Here is a 23,868-nt window from a genome sequence, read left to right as displayed (position 1 = left end):
GGACGAGGAGGAGAAGGATCGGTGAGGATCCGGCTCGAGCGCGACGTACTCGCGGACGCGGTCGCGTGGGCGGCGCGCAGCCTTCCGGCGCGCCCGCCGGTCCCGGTGCTGGCCGGCCTGCTGGTCGAGGCGGCCGACTCCCACCTCACCCTCTCCTCCTTCGACTACGAGGTGTCGGCGCGGGTGCGGGTCGAGGCGGGCGTCGAGGAGAGCGGGACCGCGCTGGTGTCCGGGCGCCTGCTGGCCGAGATCAGCCGCAGCCTGCCCGCACGCCCGGTGACCCTGACCACGGAGGGCACCAAGGTGCTGCTCGTGTGCGGCAGCGCCCGCTTCTCGCTGCCCACACTGCCGGTGGAGGACTATCCCTCCTTGCCGGACATGCCGGCGGTGTCCGGGACCGTCCGCGGGTCGAGCTTCGCCGCGGCGGTCTCCCAGGTGGCCGTGGCGGCCGGGCGAGACGACACGCTGCCGGTCCTGACCGGCATCCGGCTCGAGATCGACGGCGGCAAGCTGACCCTCGCCGCGACCGACCGCTACCGGCTCGCGGTCCGCGAGCTCGGCTGGGACCCCGGGTCCGCCGAGGCCCAGGCGGTGGCGCTGATCCCGGCCCGCACGTTGGCCGACACGGCGAAGGCCCTGGCGACGGGCGATGTCATCTCGCTCGCGCTGAGCTCCGGCGGGGTCGGGGAGGGACTGATCGGGTTCGAGGCGGAGGACGCGTCGGGCTCGCGCCGCACGACCTCGCGGCTGCTCGACGGCGAGTTCCCCAAGTACCGGGCGCTGCTGCCGAGTGAGTCGGCGAGCGTCGCGACCATCGAGACGGCGCCCTTCGTCGAGGCGGTGCGCCGGGTCGCGCTCGTCGCGGAGCGAAACGCCCCGGTCCGGCTCTCGTTCACCGACGGGGAGGTACAGCTCGACGCGGGTGCGGGGGACGACGCGCAGGCGAGCGAGGCCCTCGAGGCCACGCTGAGCGGCGAGGCGATCACCATCGCCTTCAACCCGCAGTACCTGCTCGACGGCCTGGGGGCCATCGACGCGCCTACGGCCGTGCTGTCGTTCACCACGTCGACCAAACCGGCGGTCCTGACCGGACGCTCCGGTGACGCGGCCGTGGCCACCGACGACTACCGTTACCTGCTCATGCCGGTGCGGCTCTCGGGCTGAGCGCTCGCCGGCGGCCGAAGGGGAGGCCGGCGGATCCCGTGTACGTCTCGCACCTCTCACTGCGCGACTTCCGCAACCACCACGAGGTGGAGCTCGAGCTCGCCCCGGGGGTGAGCGTGCTGCTGGGTCCCAACGGGCGTGGCAAGACCAACCTGGTCGAGGCGCTCGGGTACGTCGCCACGCTCGGCAGCCACCGGGTCGCGGGTGACGCCCCCCTGGTCCGTCGGGGCGCGGAGCGTGCCGTGGTCCGAGTCGCCGTGGTGCGCGACGATCGCCCCACCCTCGTCGAGATCGAGATCACGCCGGGGCGGTCCAACCGCGCGCGCGTCAACCGAGGCCCGGTCCCGCGTGCCCGAGACGTCCTGGGCATCCTGCGCACGGTGCTCTTCGCTCCGGAGGACCTGGCCCTGGTCAAGGGGGACCCATCCGAGCGGCGTCGCTTCCTCGACGACCTGCTCGTGGCTCGCACTCCCCGCTTCGCCGCGGTCCGGGCCGACTACGAGCGCGTGCTCAAGCAGCGCAACGCCCTCCTCAAGTCCGCGGGCGCCGCCCGGCTCCGGGGGGCCGGCGAACTGCCGACCCTGGACGTGTGGGACAGCCACCTGGCCGAGGCGGGCGCCCAGCTGCTGGCAGCGCGGCTGTCCCTCACCACCCAGCTGCAGCCCCTCGTGGCGAAGGCGTACGCCGCGCTCGCACCCGAGAGCGGCACGGTGGAGCTCGGGTACGTCTGCAGCGCCGGGGAGGACCTGCCCGGCGGTCGTGGCGAGCTCACGGACGTGCTGCTCGACGCGCTGCGGATGGCGCGCCGGACGGACCTGGAGCGGGGAGTGTCCAGCGTCGGGCCTCACCGCGACGAGCTGGCCCTCGAGCTCGCTGGGCTGCCGGCGCGCGGCTACGCCAGTCACGGTGAGTCCTGGTCGTACGCGCTCGCGCTGCGTCTGGCGGCCTACGACCTGCTGCGCGCGGACGGCGGCGAGCCGGTGCTGGTCCTCGACGACGTCTTCGCCGAGCTCGACACCGGCCGGCGGGCTCGCCTGGCCGAACTGGTGGCTCCGGCCGAGCAGGTCCTGGTCACCGCGGCGGTGCCCGACGACGTCCCCGCCGTGCTGGACGGGGCACGGGTCGAGGTGGCGGACAGCGGGGTGCGCCGTGTCGGCTGAGTCGGGTCGGGCTGAGTCGGGTCGGGCTGGGTCGGGTCGGGCTGAGTCGGGTCGGGCGGGCCCCGGGCCGGTTGATCCGGGTCGGGCGGGACCCGACGGACCGGGCGCGGCGGAGCCGGCGGCGCCACCCGCCGGGCCGGACCTGGCCCGGGCCATGCTCGCGCGCGCCAAGGCGGACGCGCGAGCCAACGGCGCGGCGCGGCTTCGCCGCCGGGCCGCTCGGCGCGGCGAGGCGGGGCCGGTGAGCGGCTCCCGCCCCGACGACCGTGACCCGCAACGGCTCGGGGACGCGGTGCGGCGGCTGCTGGCCGATCGGGGCTGGGAGACGGAGGTGGCCGCGGGCGCGGTCCTGGGCCGCTGGGCCGAGATCGTCGGTGCGGATCTGGCCGAGCACTGCGCCCCCGAGACCTTCACCGACGGGGTGCTCGTCGTGCGGGCCGAGTCCACCGCCTGGGCCACTCAGCTGCGGGCGCTGGCCCCCCAGCTGCTGCGGCGCCTCGGCGAGGAGGTCGGGCACGACGTGGTCACGCGCGTCGACGTCCGGGGGCCGGGACGGCCGAGCTGGCGCAAGGGTCCACTCTCCGCGGGCGGGCGGGGCCCTCGCGACACCTACGGCTGACCCGTCCCGTCGGAGGTCTCGCCAGCCGCGCGTGACGCGTTGGCATCGGCGACCGCCCCTGCCAGCTCCTCCTGGCCGTCGGCGCGCAGCCCTGCCACCAAGCCCGGCAGGTCGCTCGCCGGACGGTTCTGGCTGAGCTTGAGCTTGGCCTCCACCCGGCTGATCAGCACCTCGATCCCGACGATGGCGCGCAGCTGGCCGGCGATGTGCTCCTCGGGTGCGTCATCCACGCTCCACACCGGGTCCCGGCCGCGCTCATGGCGCTCGGTCAGCCGGCGCACGAGGCTCTGCAGCCAGACCGGGTCGTCGTGGACGACCAGCCGGCCGTACACGTGGGCCGTCACGTAGTTCCAGGTGGGGACGACGCGGCCGTGGACCGCCTTGGCGGCGTACCAGGTGGGGCTGACGTAGCCGTTCGGACCGTGCACGATGACCAGGGCCTCACCCGTCGGGGTCCGCGACCACTGGTCGTTGGGCCGGGCCAGGTGGCCGAGGAGACGTCCGTAGGGCCCCGGCTCGGGCTCGTGCAGCAGGGGCAGGAAGCTGGCCACCAGACCACCGTCGGTCATGGTGACCAGGTCGGCGGCGCCCAGCCCGGCGAGCAGGGCCCGGACGTCATCAGCACCCGCGGCGAAGTGTCTGGGGATGTACACGCCTGGCTCCTCGGCGGGGACGGGTCGCGATGGACGAGGACGGGCCTGCGACGAGCACGGGCCTGCGACGAGCAGGGCCGCGACGAGCAGGGGCCTGCGACGAGCACGAGCCTGTCACGAGTATGGGGTGTGCGCCGCGTGCGCCGCCGCTGCGCCCCGCGGAGGCAGTGGGTCGGTAGGGGGAATCATCGACACGCTGCCGACGCGCCACGACGGGCCTCAGGGGTCCACAGGAGGCCGCTGAGGGGGCCTCGACAGGGTAGGATGAGCGGCAGTCAGACAGGCCGCCGCCGGCTTTCCCGGGCGGCCTGATCCATCCCTCGCCGCCTGCCGAGGCGGTGGACCCCGACCGGTGCCGCGGGCGCCGCAATCGCCGAGATGAGGTCTCGCTTGTCCTACGACGCCACGTCGATCCAGGTCCTCGAGGGCCTGGAGGCCGTCCGCAAGCGGCCAGGCATGTACATCGGGTCCACCGGCGAGCGTGGGCTCCACCACCTCGTCTACGAGGTGGTGGACAACGCGGTCGACGAGGCTCTCGCCGGCTACGCGACGCGCATCGATGTCACGTTGCTCGCCGACGGCGGCGTGCGCGTCGTCGACAACGGCCGCGGCATCCCGGTCGATGAGGTCGAGAGCGAGGGACGACCCGCGGTCGAGGTGGTACTCACGGTGCTGCATGCCGGCGGCAAGTTCGGGGGCGAGGGGTACAAGGTCTCCGGTGGCCTGCACGGCGTCGGCGTCTCGGTGGTGAACGCGCTGTCGAGCAGGTTGGAGGTCGAGGTACGTCGGGACGGAAACGTCTGGCGCCAGTCGTACACCCTCGGCGAGCCCGACGGGCCGCTTCGCCGCGAGGAGCCGAGCGCGGACACCGGGACGACGGTGACGTTCTGGGCCAGTCCGGAGATCTTCGAGACGACGCGCTACTCCTTCCAGACCCTCTCCACGCGACTTCGTGAGATGGCCTTCCTGAACAAGGGTCTGACCATCCACATGAGCGACGAGCGGGTGCCCGAGCCCACCGACGAGGAGGCGAACCTCGGCGCCGAGGAGGTGCAGCCCCGCGAGGTGACCTACCGCTACGACGGGGGCCTGGTCGACTACGTCAAGCACCTCAACGCGAGCAAGGACCCCGCGCACCGCAGCATCATCGACTTCGAGGCCCAGCAGTCCGAGGGCGGCTCGATGAGCCTCGAGGTGGCGATGCAGTGGAACACCGGGTTCTCCGAGTCGGTGCACACCTTCGCCAACACGATCAACACCCACGAGGGCGGCACCCACGAGGAGGGCTTCCGCGCCGCGCTCACCACTCTGGTCAACAAGTTCGGGGAGGACTGGGGGCTGATCAAGAAGAAGGAGGACCGTCTCTCCGGCGACGACGTACGCGAGGGGCTGACCGCGATCATCTCGGTCAAGCTGGCCGAACCGCAGTTCGAGGGTCAGACCAAGACCAAGCTCGGCAACACCGAGGCCAAGTCCTTTGTGCAGACCGTGGTCAACGACCGGCTCGGCGAGTGGTTCGAGAAGAACCCCGGTGAGGGCAAGGAGATCGTCCGCAAGGGCCAGGCCGCGATGACCGCGCGCATCGCCGCCCGCAAGGCCCGCGACCTGGCCCGCAACCGCAAGGGGCTGATGGGCGGCGGAGGGCTGCCGGGCAAGCTCACCGACTGCCAGTCGACCGACCCCGAGGAGTGCGAGCTCTTCATCGTCGAGGGGGACTCCGCGGGCGGTCCGGCCAAGCAGGGGCGTGATCCGCGCGTGCAGGCGATCCTGCCCATCCGCGGCAAGATCCTCAACGTCGAGAAGGCGCGGCTGGACCGGATCCTGCAGAACCAGGAGGTCCAGGCGATCATCTCGGCGCTCGGGACGGGCATCCACGACGACTTCGACCTCAACCGGCTGCGCTACCACAAGGTCGTGCTCATGGCCGACGCCGACGTCGACGGCCAGCACATCAGGACCTTGCTGCTGACCCTGCTCTTCCGCTTCATGCGCCCGGTCGTCGAGAACGGCTTCGTCTACCTCGCGCAGCCGCCGCTGTACAAGATCAAGTGGTCGGGGCGCGACGCCGCGCCGGAGTACGCCTACTCCGACCGCGAGCGAGACGCCCTCATCGCGGCCGGGCAGACAGCGGGGCGCCGGCTGCCCAAGGAGGGCGGCATCCAGCGCTACAAGGGGCTCGGCGAGATGAACCACGACGAGCTCTGGGACACCACGATGGACCCGGCGCAGCGCATCCTGCTTCAGGTCACCCTCGAGGACGCGGCCCAGGCCGACGAGATCTTCACCACGCTGATGGGCGAGGACGTCGACAGCCGTCGCCGCTTCATCCAGCGCAACGCCCGCGACGTCCGCTTCCTCGACATCTGAGCCGCTTCCCGAGCCGCCGAGCCGCGACAGGAACCCCGCACCGTGACCGAGACCACCAGCACGCCGCCGCCGGGCGGGCGCATCGAGCCGGTCGACCTCCAGGTCGAGATGAGCCGCTCCTACCTCGACTACGCGATGAGCGTCATCGTGCAGCGGGCCCTCCCCGACGTGCGCGACGGGCTCAAGCCGGTGCACCGCCGCGTCCTGTACGCCATGTTCGACGGCGGGTACCGCCCCGACCGGCCGTTCTCGAAGTCCAGCCGTGTGGTCGGCGACGTGATGGGCCAGTACCACCCGCACGGCGACACGGCCATCTACGACACGTTGGTGCGCCTCGGCCAGGAGTGGTCGCTGCGCTACCCGCTCGTCCAGGGACAGGGCAACTTCGGCTCACGCGGTGACGACCGACAGGCCGCGATGCGCTACACCGAGTGCCGGCTGGCGCCGCTGGCCATGGAGATGGTCCGCGACATCGACGAGGACACCGTCGACTTCCAGCCCAACTACGACGGGCGTCAGGAGGAGCCGCGCGTCCTCCCGTCGCGGTTCCCGAACCTGCTGGTCAACGGCTCCGGCGGCATCGCGGTCGGCATGGCCACCAACATCCCCCCGCACAACCTCCGCGAGGTCGCCGACGGCGTGCGCTGGGCCCTGCAGCACCCGACCGCGACGCGCGAGGAGCTGCTCGAGGCGTTGCTCGAACGCATCAAGGGACCGGACTTCCCCACGGCCGGCCTCATCGTCGGGCGCGCCGGGATCGAGCAGGCGTACCGGACTGGGCGGGGCTCGGTCACGATGCGCGGCGTCGTGGAGGTCGAGGAGGACTCCCGCGGACGTACCTGCCTGGTCATCAGCGAGCTGCCCTACCAGGTCAACCCGGACGCCCTCGCACGCAAGATCGCCGAGCTCGCCGACAACGGCCGTGTCCCCGGCATCGCAGACCTGCGCGACGACTCCTCCGCGCGCACCGGCATGCGGCTGGTCGTGGTGCTCAAGCGCGACGCGGTCCCGAGCGTGGTGCGCAACAACCTCTTCAAGCACACGCAGCTGCAGGACACCTTCGGCTGCAACATGGTCGCCCTCGTCGACGACGTGCCCCGAACGCTGTCCCTCGACGGCTTCGTGCGCCACTGGATCACCCACCAGATCGAGGTCATCCAGCGCCGTACGCGCTACCGCCTACGCCGTGCCGAGGAGCAGGCCCACCTCCTGCGCGGCCTGGTCAAGGCGCTCGAGCAGCTCGACGAGGTCATCGCCTTGATCCGCCGCTCCCCCGACGTCGAGCAGGCCCGCGCCGGCCTCATGGAGCTGCTCGACGTCGATGAGCTGCAGGCCAACCACATCCTCAACACCCAGCTGCGCCGCCTCGCCGCGCTGGAGCGCCAGCGCATCATCGACGAGCTGGCGGAGATCGAGCGGGCGATCGCCGACCTCGAGGCGATCCTCGCCTCGGAGGAGCGGCAGCGCAGCATCGTCGAGGAGGAGCTCGTCGAGATCGTCGACAAGTTCGGCGACGAGCGCCGCTCGCTGATCGTGGCGGCCGAGGGCGAGATGTCCATGGAGGACCTCATCGCCGAGGAGGACGTGGTCGTCACGATCACGCGCGGCGGCTACGCGAAACGGACCAAGGTCGACCTCTACCGCTCGCAGCGGCGCGGCGGCAAGGGCGTGCGCGGGGCAGCGCTTCGCGCCGACGACGTCGTGGAGCACTTCTTCGTGACCACGACGCACGACTGGATCCTCTTCTTCACCAACAAGGGCCGGGTGTACCGCGCGAAGGCCTACGAGCTGCCCGAGGCCGGCCGCGACGCGCGGGGGCAGCACGTGGCGAACCTGCTCGCGTTCCAGCCGGAGGAGACCATCGCGCAGGTCCTGGACCTGCGCGACTACACCGTGGCGCCCTATCTGGTCCTCGCGACCCGGCAGGGGCTGGTCAAGAAGTCGCGGCTCGCCGAGTACGACTCGAACCGCACGGGTGGGATCGTCGCGATCAACCTGCGCGACGACGACGAGCTGATCTCGGCCCGGCTGGTCGGCGAGCAGGACGACCTGATCATGGTCTCCCGCAAGGGCCAGTCCGTTCGCTTCCCGGCCACCGAGCGCTCGCTGCGGGCCATGGGCCGCGCCACCAGCGGGGTCATCGGCATGCGCTTCCGTGCCGGTGACGAGCTGCTCGGCATGGAGGTCGTCCGCGCCGGGGCCGACCTGGTCACCTTCACCGACGGCGGGTTCTGGAAGCGCACCTCCCTCGAGGAGTGGACCCCGAAGGGGCGCGGTGGCATCGGCGTGGTCGCCATGAAGCTGCCGGAGCACCGTGGGTCGCTCGTCGGGGCGCTCGTGGTCGACGAGGGCGACGAGGTCCTCGCGATGACCGCCGGGGGCGGTGTGATCCGCACCAGGGTCACCGAGCAGGAGCTCCAGCGCCGTGGTCGCGACACCATGGGGGTCCGCCTGATCGCGCTCTCCGAGGGCGACGCGGTCGTCGGTGTGGCGCGCAACGCCGACACCGACGAGGACGAGGAGAACGACGGCGAGGAGGCCGGCGGCTCGGGTGGGGAGCCGACGGGCGACGCGCCGGGGCAGCCCGGAGCCGCGCCGGAGGCGGACCTGAGGGATCCTGGGACCACGACTGTCGCGAACCCACCGCCCGGCGGTGAGGACGAGGAGACCGACGAGTGACGACCGACCCGACCCGCGGCCGGGGGGCTGCTCGCCCCGAGGCGCGGACCATGTCGGCGCCCACCGTCCCGATACCCTCGGCGGCCTCCAACGGCGCCCACGACGACGAGCCCGCCGCTCCGGGCGTGGTCACGATCCCGTCCGCCGTCGCGTCGGTCCCGGTGCCGACCCCGGTCGCACCGCTCGAGCCGAGCCCTGCACCGGGGACCGTGATGGCGCCGGCGCCAGGCGCGCACCCGGTCCGGGGCCCGCGCAAGGCCCGCCTGCAGATCCGGCAGGTGGACCCCTGGTCGGTGATGAAGCTCGGCTTCCTGCTCTCCCTCGCCCTCGGCATCGTCTTCGTCGTCGCCGTCGGGCTGCTGTGGTCCCTGCTCGACTCCGGAGGGGTGTTCGACTCCATCAACAAGGTCGTGGCCGACGTGGCGAACGACCAGACCGACTTCACCGTCCAGAGCGCGCTGGCCTTCCGCCGGGTCATGGGGGTCGCCCTGGTGCTGGCGGTGGTGCAGGTCGTGCTGATCACCGCGCTGGCGACGCTCGCGGCGTTCCTCTACAACCTCGCGGCGGGGCTGGTCGGCGGGCTGGACGTCACCCTCGTCGAGGAGCCCTGAACGAAGTTGGGCCGCTCTGCGGGGCTCCGGTACGCTGCCGGGGCCTCGAGCGCTGAGCCGCCGCGGCACTCGGGCCTATAGCTCAGACGGTTAGAGCGCTTCCCTGATAAGGAAGAGGTCGGAGGTTCAAGTCCTCCTAGGCCCACTCACCGGATCACTCGCCAGCGTGCCCCCCGCGTCGGGGGCCGACGGCCTCGGCTACCGTGGCCGAGGGCACGCGAAGGAGTGCCGGGAGAGGGTGCGACGTGAAGAAGCTGCTCGTGCTGGTGGCCCTCGCGGGGGTCGCCTTCGGGGCGTGGCGCAAGTACCAGAGCAGCCGCGCCGAGGAGGATCTCTGGATCGAGGCCACGCGCGACGAGACGCTCGACCTGCGGTGAGGCCTACGCGGCGTCGCTGCGGCTGAAGACGACGGTTCCGACCGCGAGGATCGCCAGTGAGGCGGTCCCCCACACCAGGCCGCCGTGCAGCGAGCTCAGGTGGACCGGGGAACGGCTGGGATCGCGCGCCGGGATGTCCCAGCCGCCCGGGGACAACAGCGCGATCGCGTTGTGGGTGAGCAGGTACGGGGTCGCCCAGGTCCAGAACGCCTGGACGACGGACTCGACGATGACGAAGTAGACGAACCCCACGCCGAGGGACGCCGCCGAGTTGCGGACCAGGTTGGCGATGCCGAAACCGAGCCAGGTCACGAGCACGGTGAAGATCAGGACCCTGAGCTGACGGTCCAGCAGGTTGGCCCAGAAGCCCGACGGCAGCGTGGTGACGCCCTTGGTCGCCGCCAGGACGTACGCCGTCGCCAGCCAGACCACCTGACTCACCACGGTGACCGTCACGGCGGCGGCTGCCGCGACCAGGACCTTCGCCGAGATGACCCGTCCGCGGCGCGGCTCCCAGAACAGCAGGGCCACGATGGTCCGCTGCGACCACTCCGCGCCGGCGTACGTCGTCCCGACCACGAACATGAGGATGGCCACCCCCACGCCGACGCCGACGGCCCCGCCGCCGGCGTCCCCCAGCCGGTAGGCGGGGTGGCCGCTCCCCGCCTTGTCGTGGTTGAGCCACACGATCACGTTCACCAGCAGGTATTGGGCCACCGCGAACACCGCGAGCCAGCGGACCACGCGGCGATGCAGCAGGCGGCGGATCTCCGAGCCGAGCAGCCCGCCGTACGTCGCGCGCGGTACGTCCACGGCCGTGCTCACGGCTGGACCTCCGGCTCGGCGTCCCCGGTGAGCTGCAGGAAGACGTCCTCGAGGTCGGCCGCGATCGGGGACAGCTCGGTGAGGTAGTGGCCTCGGTCGGCGAGCGTGCGCGTCAGCGCCGAGCGGTCGTGGACGTCGTGGACCCGCCACGCGTCACCGAGGCTGCTCAGGCGGTAGCCGGCGGCGGTGAGCACGTCGTGGGCGCCCATCGGGTCGGGCACGCAGAGCCGGACGTCGTCGGTGGTGTTCGCCCGCAGCACCTCGCTCGTGCGGCCCGTGGTCACGCATCGTCCCCGGGCGAGGATCGTGACGTGGTCGCACACCTGCTGGACCTCGCCCAGCAGGTGGGAGGACAAGAAGACGGTGGTCCGACCGTCGGCGCCCAGGCGGCGCAGCAGCTCCCGGACGTCGCGGATGCCGGCGGGGTCGAGGCCGTTCGACGGTTCGTCGAGGACGAGCAGCCGCGGGCGCTTGAGCAGTGCCGCGGCGATCCCGAGGCGCTGCTTCATCCCCAGGGAGTAGCCCTTGAACCGGTCCTCCGCGCGCTCGCTCAGGTCGACGGTCTCGAGGCACTCCTCCACGCGCTCTCTGGGCACGCCGGCGACCTGCGCGAGCAGCTGCAGGTTGAGCCGGCCCGAGAAGCTCGGGAAGAACAGCGGCGTCTCGACGAGCGCCCCCACCTCGGCGACGACGGCGGGCAACGTCTGGGGGACCTGCTGCCCGAGCAGCCGGAACTCGCCGGCGTCGGCCCGGACCAGGCCCAGCAGGGCCCGGATCGTGGTCGTCTTGCCCGAACCGTTCGGGCCGAGGAAGCCGTGCACCCCACCCTCCTCGACGGTGAGGTCGAGGCCGTCCAAGGCGCGTTCCGGCGGCTTGCGCCAGCGCCGGTACGTCTTGCGCCCGCCGCGCACCTCGATGACGTTCACGTCGCCACCCTCCCACGGGCGGGCCGCGCTCCGCTGGGACGTGGGCACCGCCCGTTCACCGAGGCAACGTTCGGCGTTCAGGTCGCGGTGGACGGGCCGTCGCGCAGCCTCAGCACGATCAGCCGCGGTTCGGCCGTACGGGGGCCGCCGCCCGCCAGGGGCGGTGGAGTCCTCGCGGCCGGCACGAGGAGGTTCGGTGTCCAGGCCTCGGTTCCTGTTCGTCACGGGGACGCTGCGGGAGGGATCCCCCTCTCCCGCCTGGCCGGACCGAAGCTCCGCCCTACGAGGTCTGACTGCTGAGGACGGTTCCTGGGTGTCGTGGCGACTGGCCGGTGCCAACAACAGAGAGCTCGGGCGAAGCGCCCAGGTCTACCCCGACCTGCTGCGCTGCGTGGAGGACGCGGTGGCGGTCATCGCGGGCATCGCGCGTACGCAGGCCCTGCTGGCGCTCAACCACGTGACGGGGCTGTGGGTATGGCGACTCGACCTGGACGAGCGCCCGGTGGCGGTGGCGGCCCGCGGCCATCAGCGGCGACGCGAGTGCGAGTACAGCCTCTCGCGATTCCTCGCCGCGGTGCCCGACGCCGCCGCACCGGACGTGCACGCCCATCCCCGTACGAGCCGTCGCGGACGCGTCGGCGTGCTCGGCGGGACGGGCGCGGCGTGAGGTCGCCCTGGCCTGACGAGCGCGAGGTGGGCGGATGAGCTCGGTCAGCGACACGACCATCCGCCTGCCCGACGTGACCGGCCAGATCCGGGGCGCCCACCTCGACGCGGTGGCGGTCTCGGCGTGGTTCGGCAGCCACAAGGTGCTGGAACGGGTGTCCCTGTCCATGCCCCCGGGGACGGTCACCGCCCTCATCGGACCCTCGGGGTGCGGGAAGTCCACGTTCCTGCGCACCCTCAACCGGATGCACGAGCTGGTGCCCTCGGCGCAGCTGGCCGGTCAGGTGCTGCTCGACGGGGTCGACATCTATGACGCCGGACGTCGTATCACCGAGACCCGCAAGCGCATCGGGATGGTCTTCCAGAAGCCGAACCCGTTCCCGACCATGTCGATCGCCGAGAACGTCCTGGCGGGTCTCAAGCTGACCGGAACCAAGATCGCCAGGCACGACAAGGACGACCTCGTCGAGCGCTGCCTGAGCCGGGCGGGGTTGTGGACCGAGGCGAAGGACCGGCTGGGTTCCGCCGGCGGTGCGCTCTCCGGAGGGCAGCAGCAACGGCTGTGCATCGCCCGCTCGCTCGCGGTCGAGCCGGACGTGCTGCTCATGGACGAGCCGTGCTCCGCCCTGGACCCGACGTCGACCCGCCGGATCGAGGAGACCATCGCCGAGCTGCGGCGCGACGTGACGATCGTCATCGTCACCCACAACATGCAACAGGCCGCGCGCGTCTCCCAGCAGTGCGCGTTCTTCCTCGCCGAGCAGGGCACGCCGGGCGGGATCGTCGAGGCCGGCTCCACCGAGCAGATCTTCGGCAACCCCCGCGACCCCCGAACCAGCGATTACGTCCATGGTCGCTTCGGCTGAGCACCTCTGGCCGTCGGCCGAGGGCCCGGACGTCCCCCGGGACATCGACCCGGCGCGGCCGGCGAAGGACAGCGTCTTCCGGGGGACCGTACGGGCGATCGGCTCCTTCGTGCTGGTCCTCACCGGCGCCATCGGGCTGTTCCTCGGCTACCAGGCGATCCCCACGCTTCGCCGGTACGGCATCCACTTCTTCACCCAGAGCCAGTGGCAGCCCGAGCGGGACATCGTCGGCATCTCCGCGGTGCTCGTGGGGACCGTCGAGGTGGCCCTGGTCGCCCTCGCCGTCGGCTTCCCGTTGGCGCTGCTGACGGCGCTGTACATCAGCGAGTACGCGCCGCCGCGGCTGCAGGCCACCCTGACCTCGCTCATCGACCTGATGGCTGCCGTCCCGAGCATCATCTTCGGGCTCTGGGGCTTCTTCCTCCTGCAACCGCACGCCATCACGGTCGCGCGGTGGCTGTCGGAGTACCTCGGCTGGATCCCGGTCTTCGCCGTGGACACCGACCCGCGGGCGGCCTCGTGGGCGCAGTCGCAGTACACCGCCTCCGCGTTCATCGCGGGCCTGGCGGTGTCGATGATGGTGATCCCGCTCGCGTGCGCCGTCATGCGAGGCGTCTTCGCGCAGGCGCCGGTCGGCGAGCGCGAGGCGGCGTACGCGCTCGGCGCGACGCGGTGGGGCGTGATCCGAGCGGTCGTGCTGCCCTTCGGACGTGGAGGGGTGATCGGCGGCACCATGCTGGCGCTCGGGCGCGCGCTCGGGGAGACCATCGCCGTCCTGCTCATCATCTCGCCGGCGTTCGACATCAAGATCAAGATTCTCACGGTCGGCACGGAGACGACCTCGGCGCTCATCGCCGGTCGCTTCGGGGAGGCCACGAGCGCCCAGCTCTCCGCACTCCTCACGGCCGGCTTCGTGCTGTTCGTCATCACCCTGGGCGTGAACACGGTCGCTGCCATCTTCGTCAACCGAAGCCGCAGCGGCGCGGCGACGGAGATCTGAGGAGATCCGAGATGACGGCGATGGTGGACCAGGAGGCCGCCGAGGTCGACACGGAGGCCCCCGTCGAGATCCCACGACCGCTGCGTGCCCGCACGCTCGACGACCGGGCGTCGGTCGCCGGCAGCATCGTCGGCTCGGGTTCCCTCGTCTGGCTCCTGTTCGAGCGGGTGCTGCCGTTCAGCGGCGTCGTCGGGTTCGTCGTGAGCTGGTACCTGGTCTTCCTGCTCATGTACACCCTCGTGTCCCGGATCTCCAACCCGTGGCCGACCGTGCGGGACCGACTGGCGGCCGCTGTGGTCACCGGCGCGGCCGTCACCGTTGGTCTGGCGCTGACCAGCACGGTGGTGTTCGTCTTCGTCAAGGGCTGGCCGGCCCTGCACCACCTCAACTTCTTCCGTGACGACATGTCGGGCGTGCGGCCGACCTCACCGTTGACGCAGGGCGGGGTGCTGCACGCCATCGTGGGCACCGCGATCCAGGTCGGGATCGCGACCCTGTTCGCGCTGCCGCTGGGGATCGGCACCGCCGTGTTCATGACCGAGGTGGGGGGCCGGCTCTCGCGCACGGTCCGGACCGTGGTCGAGGCGATGACGGCGCTGCCCGACGTTCTCGCCGGCCTGTTCGTCTACGTCACCCTCGTGATCGGGTTCGGCTTTCCCCGGACGGGCTTCGCGGTGTCGGTCGCCCTCACCGTCACCATGCTGCCGATCATCGCCCGCTCCGCCGAGGTGGTGCTGCGCGTGGTGCCGGGAGGCTTGCGCGAGGCCGGCCTGGCGCTGGGCGCGTCGCAGTGGGACACCGTACGACGCGTCGTCCTCCCGACCGCCAAGGCCGGGATGGCGACGTCGCTGATCCTCGGCATCGCCCGCATCGCCGGGGAGACGGCCCCGCTGCTCATCGTCTCGGGCGCGTCGACCTTCTTCAACGCCAACCCCTTCAGCGAGCCGATGAACTCCCTCCCGCTGTTCATCTTCTCCGCGGTGCGCAGCGGTGAGCCGCTGTACATCGCGAGGGGCTACGGCGCGGCGGCGCTCCTGCTGCTGCTCGTCCTCGTCCTGTTCGCCATCACCCGTTTCCTCGCCAGGGACCGTGCCAAGTGAACCGACGCCGATACCCCCTGCTCACCGTCGCGGCAGCGGTGGTGAGCGTGCTGGTGAGCCTGCTCTTCGGGTCCGCTCCGGCGGACGCGGCGGCGAGCCACGCCCTCATCCAAGGGTCGGGCTCGTCCTGGAGCGCCAACGCCGTCAACCAGTGGATCGCCGACGTCCAGGCCAACGGCCTGCAGGTCGTCTTCACCGCGAGCGGCTCGGCGATCGGGCGCAAGGACTTCGCCTACCGCACGACGGACTTCGCGGTCAGTGACATCGGCTACCAGGGCAAGGACCCGGTGACCGGCGAGGCGGACACGCCCTGCACGCCGCAGTGCCGGCCGTACGCCTACCTGCCGATCGTGGCGGGCGGGACGGCGTTCCCGTACCAGATCAAGGTGGCCGGTCAGCTGGTGCGCAACCTCCGGCTGTCTGGCCAGACGCTGGCCAAGATCTTCACGAACAAGATCACCAACTGGGACGACCCCGAGATCACGGCGGACAACAACGGCCATGCGCTGCCGTCCCTGCCCATCATCCCGGTCGTCCACTCCGAGGGCTCCGGCTCGACCGCGCAGTTCACCCGCTACCTGGACAAGCAGTACCCCTCGATCTGGCGGCCGTTCCTCGGCACGTCCGGTCTGACCGAGTACTTCCCGCGCAAGGGCGGGCAGATCGCCCAGAACGGCTCCGACGGGGTCATGAACTTCATCTCCTCGGGCGCCGCCAACGGGGCGATCGGCTACGACGAGTACTCCTATGCCCTCGCGAAGAACTTCCCAGTGGCCAAGGTCGAGAACGCCGCGGGCTACTTCACGGCGCCCACGCAGTACAACGTCGCGGTCGCACTCACCAAGGCGCAGATCAACATGGACAAGTCGTCGAAGGACTACCTGCTGCAGAACCTCGACCAGGTCTACACGAACCCCGACCCCAGGACGTACGCCATCTCGTCGTACTCGTACATGATCATTCCAACGTCACCGACCGACCCGCGCATGACGACCGCGAAACGGCAGACGCTCGCCGACTTCCTCTACTACTCCGTATGCCAGGGCCAGGCGGAAATGGGCCCGATCGGCTACTCGCCCTTGCCGATCAACCTCGTCCAGGCCTCTTTCGCGCAGACGGCCAAGCTCAAGACGGCCGACCCGGGCGTGGACCTCACGCAACGCAACGTGTCGACCTGCCACAACCCGACGTTCATCGCCGGCCAGCCGAACCGCAACTACCTGGCCGAGATCGCCCCCAAGCCACCCGCGTGCGACAAGTCGGGCGCCGGGCCCTGCGACGCCAACGCGGGCATCGCCAACGGCAACCCCAGGAACGGCAAGGCCCCGCAGACCTCCTCCCCGGGACAGGGCTCCACCACGTCGAGCGGGTCGACGGCCACGAAGGGGTCCAGCACTGCGACGTCTGGCGGGGCGAAGACGGCCGCGTCGTCGTCCACGGGCACCGGCCAGAGCGGGACGACGGCGGTGACCGGCTCGACGGGCGCCAGCCCGTCGGTGAACCCGGACACCGGTCAGGTGGTCGACACCCAGGTGGCGGCCGCGGCGGACCCAGTGACCGGCGTTCCCACCCAGCTCGCCGGCTACCGCCAGCAGAACCTCACGTCGGTGCTCGGATCGGTCGCGGCACTGGAGATCCTCGCGCTGATCGTCCTTCCGCCGATCCTCGCGGTCTACCTCTCCCGTCGACGCAGGAGGCAGTCATGACGCGGAAGCTGCCGTCAAGGCTCGGCCTCGCGCTGGTCGCGCTCCTCGCGGCCGCGGGGCTGGCGTTGCCGGCGTCGGCCGGTACGGCCCGGGCGGCCGGTTCCGCCGACACCGGCTTCGCCAAGACCAAGACCATCGACCGGGTGAACCTCGTGGCGGGCCAGGACGTGCCGGTCGACAGCCGTAGCGTCACCGTTCACGTCGACGACACCGAGCAGCTTCGCGACCGGCAGACGATCAACGTGAGCTGGTCGGGCGCGCACCCGACCGGCGGGCTGGTGGGCGACCAGAACTCCGCGCTCGCCGCGCAGCAGGAGTACCCCGTCGTCGTCATGGAGTGCCGCGGCATCGACAGCACGTCGGTGCCGGCCTCGAAGCGGCTGTCACCGCAGACCTGCTGGACCCAGACGCCCGCCGAACGCTTCCAGTCCGACTACGTGTTCAACTACCCCCCGTACCGGATGGATCGCTACGCCACGACGGCCGACCGCGCCGAGAAGGTCGGCGAGCCCAGCCCGCTGCCGAAGGCGTGCGCCGGCTCGGACGCCGGCGTGCAGCACTGGATCCCCTTCGTGGCCGCCAACGGCACCGTCTACCCGGGCGGCTCCCTCGGCTGCGCCGGCATGGCCCCCGAGGCGGCCAACGCGGACGAGTCGCTGCAGCCGGGGAACACGACGTACGGCGCGAGCGACAAGACCGGGGCGGGCTCGATCAAGTTCGTGGTGCAGACGGTGGACTCCAACGCGTCCATGGGCTGCTCGGACACGGTCACCTGCTCGCTGGTGATCATCCCGATCATGGGCATCAGCTGTGACGCCGCGGGTGCGCAGCTACCGGCCTCGGAGGCGCCCGACCCCTCGCTGGTCCCGACCATCGAGTCGGAGTGCGCGGCGACCGGCAAGTACGCACCGGGCGACTACAACTACGGGACCTGGGAGAGCGAGGACCTGTCGGTCAGCGGTGAGCTGTGGTGGAGCGCGTCCAACTGGCGCAACCGGATCTCGGTCCCGCTGACCTTCGCCCCGTCCGCGGGGGTCTGCAACCTGGTCAGCAACGGACAGCCGATCTACCTGTACGGCTCCGAGGCGCTCGCGCAGGCCACGGAGCAGTGGGCGCCGAGGTTCTGTCTCGACCCCAAGCTGTTCAAGTTCCAGCACGTGCAGACCAGCGAGCCGCAGGCGAAGAACCTGCTGCGCGCGGGCAGTGTCGAAGCAGCCGTCCAGGCCGGGCCGCCGGACGAACCTTTCCCCCAGCCGGTGGTGCAGGCGCCAGTCGCCGTCAGCGGGTTCGCGATCGCCTATTCGGTGGACGACCAGAGCGGCGGGGTCCATCCAGACCTCAAGCTGACTCCGCGGCTGCTCGCCAAGCTGCTCACCGAGTCCTATCCCTCGAACCCGACGATGAAGAGCGAGGACAAGGCGCTGTCGGGGAACCCGATCGACATCGGCCACGACCCAGAGTTCCGCGCGCTCAACCCCGGAGTCGTGAGCCTCGGCTACAACCTCGAGCCGGCCGCGACGCTGGCGATCATGTCGAGCGACTCCGACGTGCTGACCGCGCTGACCAGCTACATCAACGCCGACCCGGAGGCGCGTGCGTGGCTCGACGGGCGCCCCGACCCATGGGGGATGGTCGTCAACCCCGCGTACAAGGGGATCAAGCTCCCGGTCTCGACGTGGCCGCTACGGGACACGTTCATCCCCAAGGGTCTGCAGGCTGGAAACCCGTGCCTCGCGCTCAGCCCGACCCCCTGGCTGCCGCTCGTCGCCGCACCGGTGTCGAACCCGGCCACGATCAGCCTGAACATGCAGTTCGACATCGCCAACTCCCAGATCAACTGCCAGAACGCCGGCCAGCAGAACCAGAAGCTGGTCGCGCTCGGCCGGGAGAACCCGGGGTACCGCTTCATCCTCGGGCTGGTGTCTCTGGCGGACGCGGAGCGCTACCAGCTCAACGTCGCCCAGCTGCAGACCCACGTCAGCAGCGGGAGCGGGACGGCGCTCACCGACGCGACCGGCCGCACGTTCGTCGGACCAAGCGACGACGGGCTGCGGGCCGCCGCGGCGATGCTCGAGCCAGACAAGCAGCTCGGGACGTGGCCGGTCCCGTACGCCGCGCTGCGCACGCGCGCGGCCGGCGAGCAGGCGTACCCGGGCATCCTCGTGCTGTCCCTCGACGTCCCGACGCAGGGGCTCCCCGCCGCCGACGCCGCGCACTACGCCGACTTACTGCGCTTCGCGGCGGGGGTAGGTCAGCAGCCGGGTCTCGACCAAGGGCAGCTGCCCGTCGGCTACCTGCCGATGACCGCGGCCAACCATCTGGCCGGTCTCGCGGCCTACACCCGGACGGCCGCACAGGCCGTCGAGCAGCAGCAGGGCGTGGTGCCCTACGTCAACGGCGACCCGGCCCCGACGCCGACGCCGACGCCATCCGTCAGTCCCACGCCCTCCACCACGAGCGAGGCGGGGACCGGCACAACCGGCGGTGAGCCGTCGGCCGCGGGGAGCCCTTCAACCGCAGCCGCGCCCTCGACGAGCTCCTCCTCCGCCAGACCGAAGCCGTCGCCGTCGTCGTCGCCGAGTCCGTCGAAGATCGCGGTGGTCCTCACCGGCAAGACGGTCGGCGTGCGGCCGGGGCCGGCCGCGCTGGCGTTCCCGGCGCTGCTGGTCCTCGTGGTGCTTGCGCTGGTCGCGGCGGTGTGGAACAGCGGGCTCGGTCGCCGGTGACCGTCGTCGAGGATCCCCCCGACGTCGTCCCCGAGGCCAGGCGGCGGCGGCGCGTCCACGTGCGCCTGCCGAAGAGGCTGCGGCTGCCCGCCCGTCCGCGACCGACTCCACGCCGCCGGGTCGTCACCGGCGTGATCGTGTGCACCGCGGTGGTCGCAGCCTGGGCGGTGATCTACGGGGTCGTCCTGAGCTCCTTCCAGGAGTGGCGTGACCAGCACGTTGGCTACGACACACTGCGCGAGCAGCTGGCCGAGGAGACCGCGCCGCTGGGCGGACTGATCCGCCCGGGTGCGCCGGTGGCCCTGTTGAGCATCCCCGCCCTGGAGCTGCACGACCTGGTCGTCGTCGAGGGCACCACGTCCGGCGACCTGATCGCCGGCCCCGGGCACCGTCGCGACACCCCGCTGCCGGGCCAGGCCGGCGTCAGTGTCGTCTACGGCCGGGAGAGCACCTTCGGGGGACCGTTCGAGAACGTCGGCACCCTCGCCCGCGGGGACGCGATCGCGGTCGTCACGGGGCAGGGCCGCTTCACCTACCGCGTCATCGACATCAGGCGGGCCGGGGACCGCTTTCCCCAGCCGGTGCAGCCGGGGCATGGGCGGTTGACCCTGGTCAGCGCCGAGGGTGCGAGTTGGCGCTCGGTGTGGGCCCCGACCGGCGTCGTCTACGTCGACGCCGACCTGGCCGGCACGTCCGTCCCGGCACCACCCGGTCGTCCGGCCGCGGTCCCGGCAGCAGAACAGGCGATGAGCATCGACACCAGCGTCCTCGTGCAGCTGGTGCTGTGGCTGTTCCTCCTGGTCGCCGTGGCATCGACGTACGTCGTCTCGTGGGTCTACTGGGGCACCTGGCAGACCTGGGTGGTGGGTGTCCCCGCCCTGCTGGCCTGCCTCTGGGGGGTCACCTCGGTGGCCGTCCAGCTGATGCCGAACCTCATGTGACGCCCGCACGTGAGGCCTCGTTCACCCGTTGTTGGACCGGCGATCCCTTGTGCCCGAATGCGAGCCGATGGCAGCCCGAGGTTCATCTCGCGTTAGCGCAGGACGCCTGTGCGCGTCGACCTGGACCCGAGAGCCTACGGGCGCTCCACCTGCCACTTCGGGAAGGGACCTGCACATGCGACGCAAGAAGGTCTTGCTCGGCGCGGCGACGGTCGGTGTGATCACCGCGTCGCTCGCTCTGACGACCACGGCCGCACAGGCCGACTACGCACCGTCAAGCAAGGACGTCGTCGGGGTCGGATCCGACACGCTGCAGAATCTCGTCGACTTCGTCGCCGACGGGGACCACCTCGGCGACACCGGTTACAACACCCTCGGCAACGCCAACAAACTGGTGAGCTTCGACGCCACCGCCGACGCGAACGCGCGGTTGGCCTACAGCCCCCAGGGCGTGGGCAACACGCCGGGCAACAGCGCGACGAACAACTGCGCACCCGGCACCGGAGCCACCCAGGGGACCGGCAACCAGAACACGACCCACACGGGCGACGTCCCCTGCACGCTGAACCCGACGATCGTCCTGCGCGCCGGTACCCAGCCGGTGCAGCGACCGAACGGTTCCGGTGCGGGGTTCAACTTCCTGGTCGCCGACACCAAGCACCTGGCGGACTTCTCCCGCGCGTCCTCGGCCCGAGGGTCGGGCGGCAACACGATGGACAGCATCACGGTCGGCACGGACGGCCTGGCGATGCTGAGCTCGTCGACGACCAACGCGGTGGCGCTGTCCACGACACAGCTTCAGGCCATCTACAACTGCTCGGTCACGACGTGGAACGACCCCACCCTCGGTGGGACCTCGAGTGACACGATCAAGCCGCTGCTGCCGCAGATCGGCTCCGGCACTCGCACGTCGTTCCTGTCGGCGATCGGTGTGACGACACCCGGCAGCTGCGTCACCAACGTCGAGGAGAACGACCCCGAGGCGATCGACGCGTCCGGCGCTCCGACGGACGCCATCGAGCCGATGTCCAGCGGGCGGCTCAACCTCTACCTCGGCAAGCTCAGCGACGGCACCGCTAACGACGGCGGGTCGGGGATCGGCTACTTCAAGGACCCGAGCTGCGTCGGCTACTCCAGCGTGTGCACCGGCAACACCACGTTGACCCCGAACGTCAAGTACTGGACGACCGGGACCCCGAAGTCGGGCTCGCTGTTCAACATCAACCGCAGCCTCTACCTGTACTTCCGGGACGCTGACATCAACAGCACCAAGGTGTTCCAGCCCGGCGGCACGCTCAACTGGGTGCGCACGCTGTTCTACAACCCGTGCTCCGGTGCGGGCCACACCACGGGCTGCGTGACGATCGGCGGGACGACGTACGGGCCCGGCGGGGCGCCGTACTTCGCCACCAGCTCCGCGCAGTCGCTCATCTCCGCCGCGGGCGTCGTCCCGACGTACGCCTTCACCCAGTTCGGGCCGTGACGCACTAGTCCCCCCGAGCAGACAAGCCAGGAGCACGACGGCGGGGCGGGCCTGTCCGCCCGCCCCGCCGCTATCCCACTGGTACGACCAGAAAGGTACCTGATGAAGCGCACGATCAGGCCCTTGATCGCGGGGGCTGCCGCCGTCGCGATCATCGGCGCGACGCTCGCCGCGGGAGCCGGTGCCGCGAACGCGGCCACCACCCCGCCGTGGGAGCCGGACCCGAACTCCCAGGGCAGCCTCGTCCTGTACGACTCCGCCGGCAACGTCCTCACCGGCGGGACCAACCTCAACCACATCGCGGACTACGCGGCAGCGACGTCGGCGAAGCAGGCCGGCGCCACCAAGGCCAGCCTCGTCTTCGCGGCGCCCGACCACACCAAGCCGGACTCGACGGCCTGGTACACCGGCAGCGCCTCGGCCTCGACCAACTTCCCGTCGAGCACCGCCCCGGCGCCGCTGACCGGCACGTCGAGCACCGGCTTCCAGTTCCCGGTGGTGACCCTCGGCGCGACCGACGGGAACATCGCCAGCTTCATCGGCGGTGCAACTAGCGACACCACTGCGGGATACGCAGGGATCTACCAGCTGCGGCTGTACGACTCCGGCCCGGGCGTCTCCACGGGGCAGTTCTGGGCGGCGGACATCTCGGTGAACACCTCGGCCGGCACGTGGTCGCTCGTCTACCCGTCCATCACCACCACGACGACCACGCTGACCGCGAACCCGCCCGGTCCGTTCACCGGGACGCCGCCGACGGTGACGCTCACGGCCACGATCGCCCCGGCGAGCAACGGAACGCTGCAGTTCTATGACGGAACCACACCGATCGGCAGCTCGCAGGCGGTCACCTCCGGGACAGGCACCTACACGACGACGACCACGCCTCCTGCGGTGACCAATGGTACGGACCACGCTTACAAGGCGGTGTTCACTCCGACCGCGGGCACGCTGGTCCAGGGTTCGCAGGGCACGGTGACGGTGCACGTCGGTCCGCCACTGATCATCCCGACGGTCACGCTGGCACGCGCCAGCACGAGCGGCACGACCGCGTTCACGACCCAGACCTTCACCGGTCAGGTGAGCGCCGCTGCCGGCTCGCCGGCCCTGACCGGCACCCTGTCGCTGTTCGCGGACGGGTCGACCACCCCGCTCGCCGGCACTCTCACCGGGCCGGACTCCTCGGGCAACTTCTCCTTCACTACGACCGCGCTGAACGGCGGCACCAGCCCCGTCGGCGACCACTCGGTGGTGGCGAGCTACATCGGGACGGGAAGCTTCGGGACCGGTACCAGCGCCGCGGTGACCTTCCACCTCGGTGCCCAGACCTGCCCGGGTGACCCGACCGCCTACCCGGCCGGGCAGTCCTGCTCCGACACCCAGAGCATCCAGGTGGCGGTGAGCGCCGGTTACATCACCATCACCACGCCGTACACCGCGACGAACCCGTTCGTCCTGCCCGCGATGCAGCTCGCGGCGGACGGCTCGCTGCTGACCACGTCGGCCCAGTTCCCGGCCGCAAGCGGTCCGGACCTCACCATCACCAGCACGCTGGCCGGTGACCCGAACTGGACGGCGACGCTGAACGCCTCCGACCTGACCGGCCCGGCGGCCGGCCCGGCCGGGACGAACAACGTCATCGACGGCCAGAACGTGGGCCTCACCGGGTGGGCCACCGACGCGAAGAGCAACTCCGCAACTGTTGTCCGCTACACCGACAACGCGGCACTGGCCGGTGTCCAGCCCGGAACGGGCACGGGAACCGGCGGGGCCAAGGGCGTGCACACCTTCGCCACCACCACCGGTGGCGGCAACGGAACCCTGCAGGCGCACGGGGTCCTGACCATCAACGCCCCGACCAACACCATCAACGGCACCTACAACGGAACCATCGTCTTCACCGTCGGCTGAACTCCGAACACCACGTTCGGCGGCTGAGGCCACCGGGCGGGGCCGGGCGCTAGCTCGGCCCCGCTCCGGCGGTCCGCGGGCCGCCACC

The 23,868-nt window shown here is 71.2% G+C and carries 19 protein-coding genes and 1 tRNA gene; 17 read left to right on the top strand and 3 right to left on the bottom strand.

Annotated elements, in window-relative coordinates:
* Positions 1–21 precede the first annotated feature (21 nt).
* The 3 genes from dnaN to VMI11_09970 all read left to right on the top strand — a co-directional run bounded on the left by dnaN (position 22) and on the right by VMI11_09970 (position 2,943).
* Positions 22–1,164, top strand: coding sequence for a DNA polymerase III subunit beta (dnaN, locus tag VMI11_09980; protein ID HTY72735.1), 1,143 nt, complete (start codon positions 22–24; stop codon positions 1,162–1,164).
* 38 nt (positions 1,165–1,202) lie between these two features.
* The gene (gene recF, locus VMI11_09975) at positions 1,203–2,324 is read left to right on the top strand and encodes a DNA replication/repair protein RecF (GenBank protein HTY72734.1); all 1,122 of its coding nucleotides are present in this window, start codon (positions 1,203–1,205) and stop codon (positions 2,322–2,324) included.
* A 241-nt stretch (positions 2,325–2,565) separates the two neighbouring features.
* Positions 2,566–2,943, top strand: a complete 378-nt coding sequence (locus VMI11_09970; protein HTY72733.1) for a DciA family protein — start codon at positions 2,566–2,568, stop codon at positions 2,941–2,943.
* Here VMI11_09970 and VMI11_09965 read toward each other — a convergent pair.
* Entirely contained in the window at positions 2,934–3,596 is a 663-nt protein-coding gene (locus VMI11_09965) for an FMN-binding negative transcriptional regulator (GenBank protein HTY72732.1), read from the bottom strand. The two genes, VMI11_09970 and VMI11_09965, sit on opposite strands and share 10 nt — an antisense overlap.
* Positions 3,597–3,974: 378 nt before the next feature.
* On the opposite strand from VMI11_09965, the gene gyrB reads away from it, so the two are divergent.
* The 5 genes from gyrB to VMI11_09940 all read left to right on the top strand — a co-directional run bounded on the left by gyrB (position 3,975) and on the right by VMI11_09940 (position 9,630).
* Positions 3,975–5,963, top strand: coding sequence for a DNA topoisomerase (ATP-hydrolyzing) subunit B (gyrB, locus tag VMI11_09960; GenBank protein ID HTY72731.1), 1,989 nt, complete (start codon positions 3,975–3,977; stop codon positions 5,961–5,963).
* Between the two features lie 42 nt (positions 5,964–6,005).
* Positions 6,006–8,642: a DNA gyrase subunit A gene (gene gyrA / locus VMI11_09955; GenBank protein ID HTY72730.1), complete on the top strand. Its 2,637-nt coding sequence runs from the start codon at positions 6,006–6,008 to the stop codon at positions 8,640–8,642.
* On the top strand, positions 8,639–9,253 hold the full coding sequence (locus VMI11_09950; protein HTY72729.1) for a DUF3566 domain-containing protein: 615 nt from the start codon (positions 8,639–8,641) through the stop codon (positions 9,251–9,253). Before gyrA ends, VMI11_09950 begins: the two co-directional genes overlap by 4 nt.
* 71 nt (positions 9,254–9,324) lie before the next feature.
* Positions 9,325–9,398 (top strand) — tRNA-Ile (locus VMI11_09945).
* 100 nt (positions 9,399–9,498) lie between these two features.
* Entirely contained in the window at positions 9,499–9,630 is a 132-nt protein-coding gene (locus VMI11_09940; protein HTY72728.1) for a DLW-39 family protein, read from the top strand.
* A gap of 3 nt (positions 9,631–9,633) precedes the next feature.
* Here VMI11_09940 and VMI11_09935 read toward each other — a convergent pair whose 3' ends face one another.
* Complete coding sequence (locus tag VMI11_09935; GenBank protein HTY72727.1) at positions 9,634–10,455, bottom strand: ABC transporter permease; 822 nt, start codon at positions 10,453–10,455, stop codon at positions 9,634–9,636.
* Complete coding sequence (locus VMI11_09930; protein HTY72726.1) at positions 10,452–11,381, bottom strand: ABC transporter ATP-binding protein; 930 nt, start codon at positions 11,379–11,381, stop codon at positions 10,452–10,454. Before VMI11_09930 ends, VMI11_09935 begins: the two co-directional genes overlap by 4 nt.
* 196 nt (positions 11,382–11,577) lie before the next feature.
* Between VMI11_09930 and VMI11_09925 the strand changes: the two genes are divergently transcribed.
* The 9 genes from VMI11_09925 (at position 11,578) to VMI11_09885 (ending at position 23,780) form a co-directional block, all read left to right on the top strand.
* A complete protein-coding gene (locus VMI11_09925) occupies positions 11,578–12,048 on the top strand; it encodes a hypothetical protein (protein HTY72725.1) in 471 nt (156 codons plus the stop codon).
* A gap of 34 nt (positions 12,049–12,082) precedes the next feature.
* On the top strand, positions 12,083–12,913 hold the full coding sequence (locus tag VMI11_09920) for a phosphate ABC transporter ATP-binding protein (GenBank protein HTY72724.1): 831 nt from the start codon (positions 12,083–12,085) through the stop codon (positions 12,911–12,913).
* Positions 12,897–13,913, top strand: coding sequence for a phosphate ABC transporter permease subunit PstC (gene pstC / locus VMI11_09915; protein ID HTY72723.1), 1,017 nt, complete (start codon positions 12,897–12,899; stop codon positions 13,911–13,913). The genes VMI11_09920 and pstC overlap by 17 nt, the downstream gene beginning before the upstream one ends.
* 11 nt (positions 13,914–13,924) lie before the next feature.
* Positions 13,925–15,013: a phosphate ABC transporter permease PstA gene (pstA, locus tag VMI11_09910; GenBank protein HTY72722.1), complete on the top strand. Its 1,089-nt coding sequence runs from the start codon at positions 13,925–13,927 to the stop codon at positions 15,011–15,013.
* The gene (locus tag VMI11_09905) at positions 15,010–16,719 is read left to right on the top strand and encodes a substrate-binding domain-containing protein (GenBank protein ID HTY72721.1); all 1,710 of its coding nucleotides are present in this window, start codon (positions 15,010–15,012) and stop codon (positions 16,717–16,719) included. Before pstA ends, VMI11_09905 begins: the two co-directional genes overlap by 4 nt.
* Complete coding sequence (locus VMI11_09900; protein ID HTY72720.1) at positions 16,716–19,445, top strand: hypothetical protein; 2,730 nt, start codon at positions 16,716–16,718, stop codon at positions 19,443–19,445. Before VMI11_09905 ends, VMI11_09900 begins: the two co-directional genes overlap by 4 nt.
* Positions 19,442–20,386, top strand: coding sequence for a class E sortase (locus VMI11_09895; GenBank protein ID HTY72719.1), 945 nt, complete (start codon positions 19,442–19,444; stop codon positions 20,384–20,386). Before VMI11_09900 ends, VMI11_09895 begins: the two co-directional genes overlap by 4 nt.
* 175 nt (positions 20,387–20,561) lie before the next feature.
* A complete protein-coding gene (locus VMI11_09890; GenBank protein ID HTY72718.1) occupies positions 20,562–21,869 on the top strand; it encodes a substrate-binding domain-containing protein in 1,308 nt (435 codons plus the stop codon).
* Between the two features lie 102 nt (positions 21,870–21,971).
* Entirely contained in the window at positions 21,972–23,780 is a 1,809-nt protein-coding gene (locus VMI11_09885) for a hypothetical protein (protein ID HTY72717.1), read from the top strand.
* The last annotated feature ends 88 nt before the right edge of the window (positions 23,781–23,868 follow it).

It is taken from the genome of Actinomycetes bacterium, from assembly GCA_035506535.1.
Lineage (GTDB): Bacteria > Actinomycetota > Actinomycetes > DATJPE01 > DATJPE01 > DATJPE01.
The sequence above is the reverse complement of the archived record's forward strand: the minus strand, read 5'-3'. Positions and strand labels throughout refer to the sequence as shown.

Coding starts and splice junctions, on each gene's coding strand:
- VMI11_09920 (HTY72724.1), top strand. CDS start 12,083: ATGAGCTCGGTCAGCGACACGACCATCCGCCTGCCCGACGTGACCGGC.
- pstA (HTY72722.1), top strand. CDS start 13,925: ATGACGGCGATGGTGGACCAGGAGGCCGCCGAGGTCGACACGGAGGCC.
- VMI11_09885 (HTY72717.1), top strand. CDS start 21,972: ATGAAGCGCACGATCAGGCCCTTGATCGCGGGGGCTGCCGCCGTCGCG.
- pstC (HTY72723.1), top strand. CDS start 12,897: ATGGTCGCTTCGGCTGAGCACCTCTGGCCGTCGGCCGAGGGCCCGGAC.
- VMI11_09900 (HTY72720.1), top strand. CDS start 16,716: ATGACGCGGAAGCTGCCGTCAAGGCTCGGCCTCGCGCTGGTCGCGCTC.
- VMI11_09890 (HTY72718.1), top strand. CDS start 20,562: ATGCGACGCAAGAAGGTCTTGCTCGGCGCGGCGACGGTCGGTGTGATC.
- gyrB (HTY72731.1), top strand. CDS start 3,975: ATGAGGTCTCGCTTGTCCTACGACGCCACGTCGATCCAGGTCCTCGAG.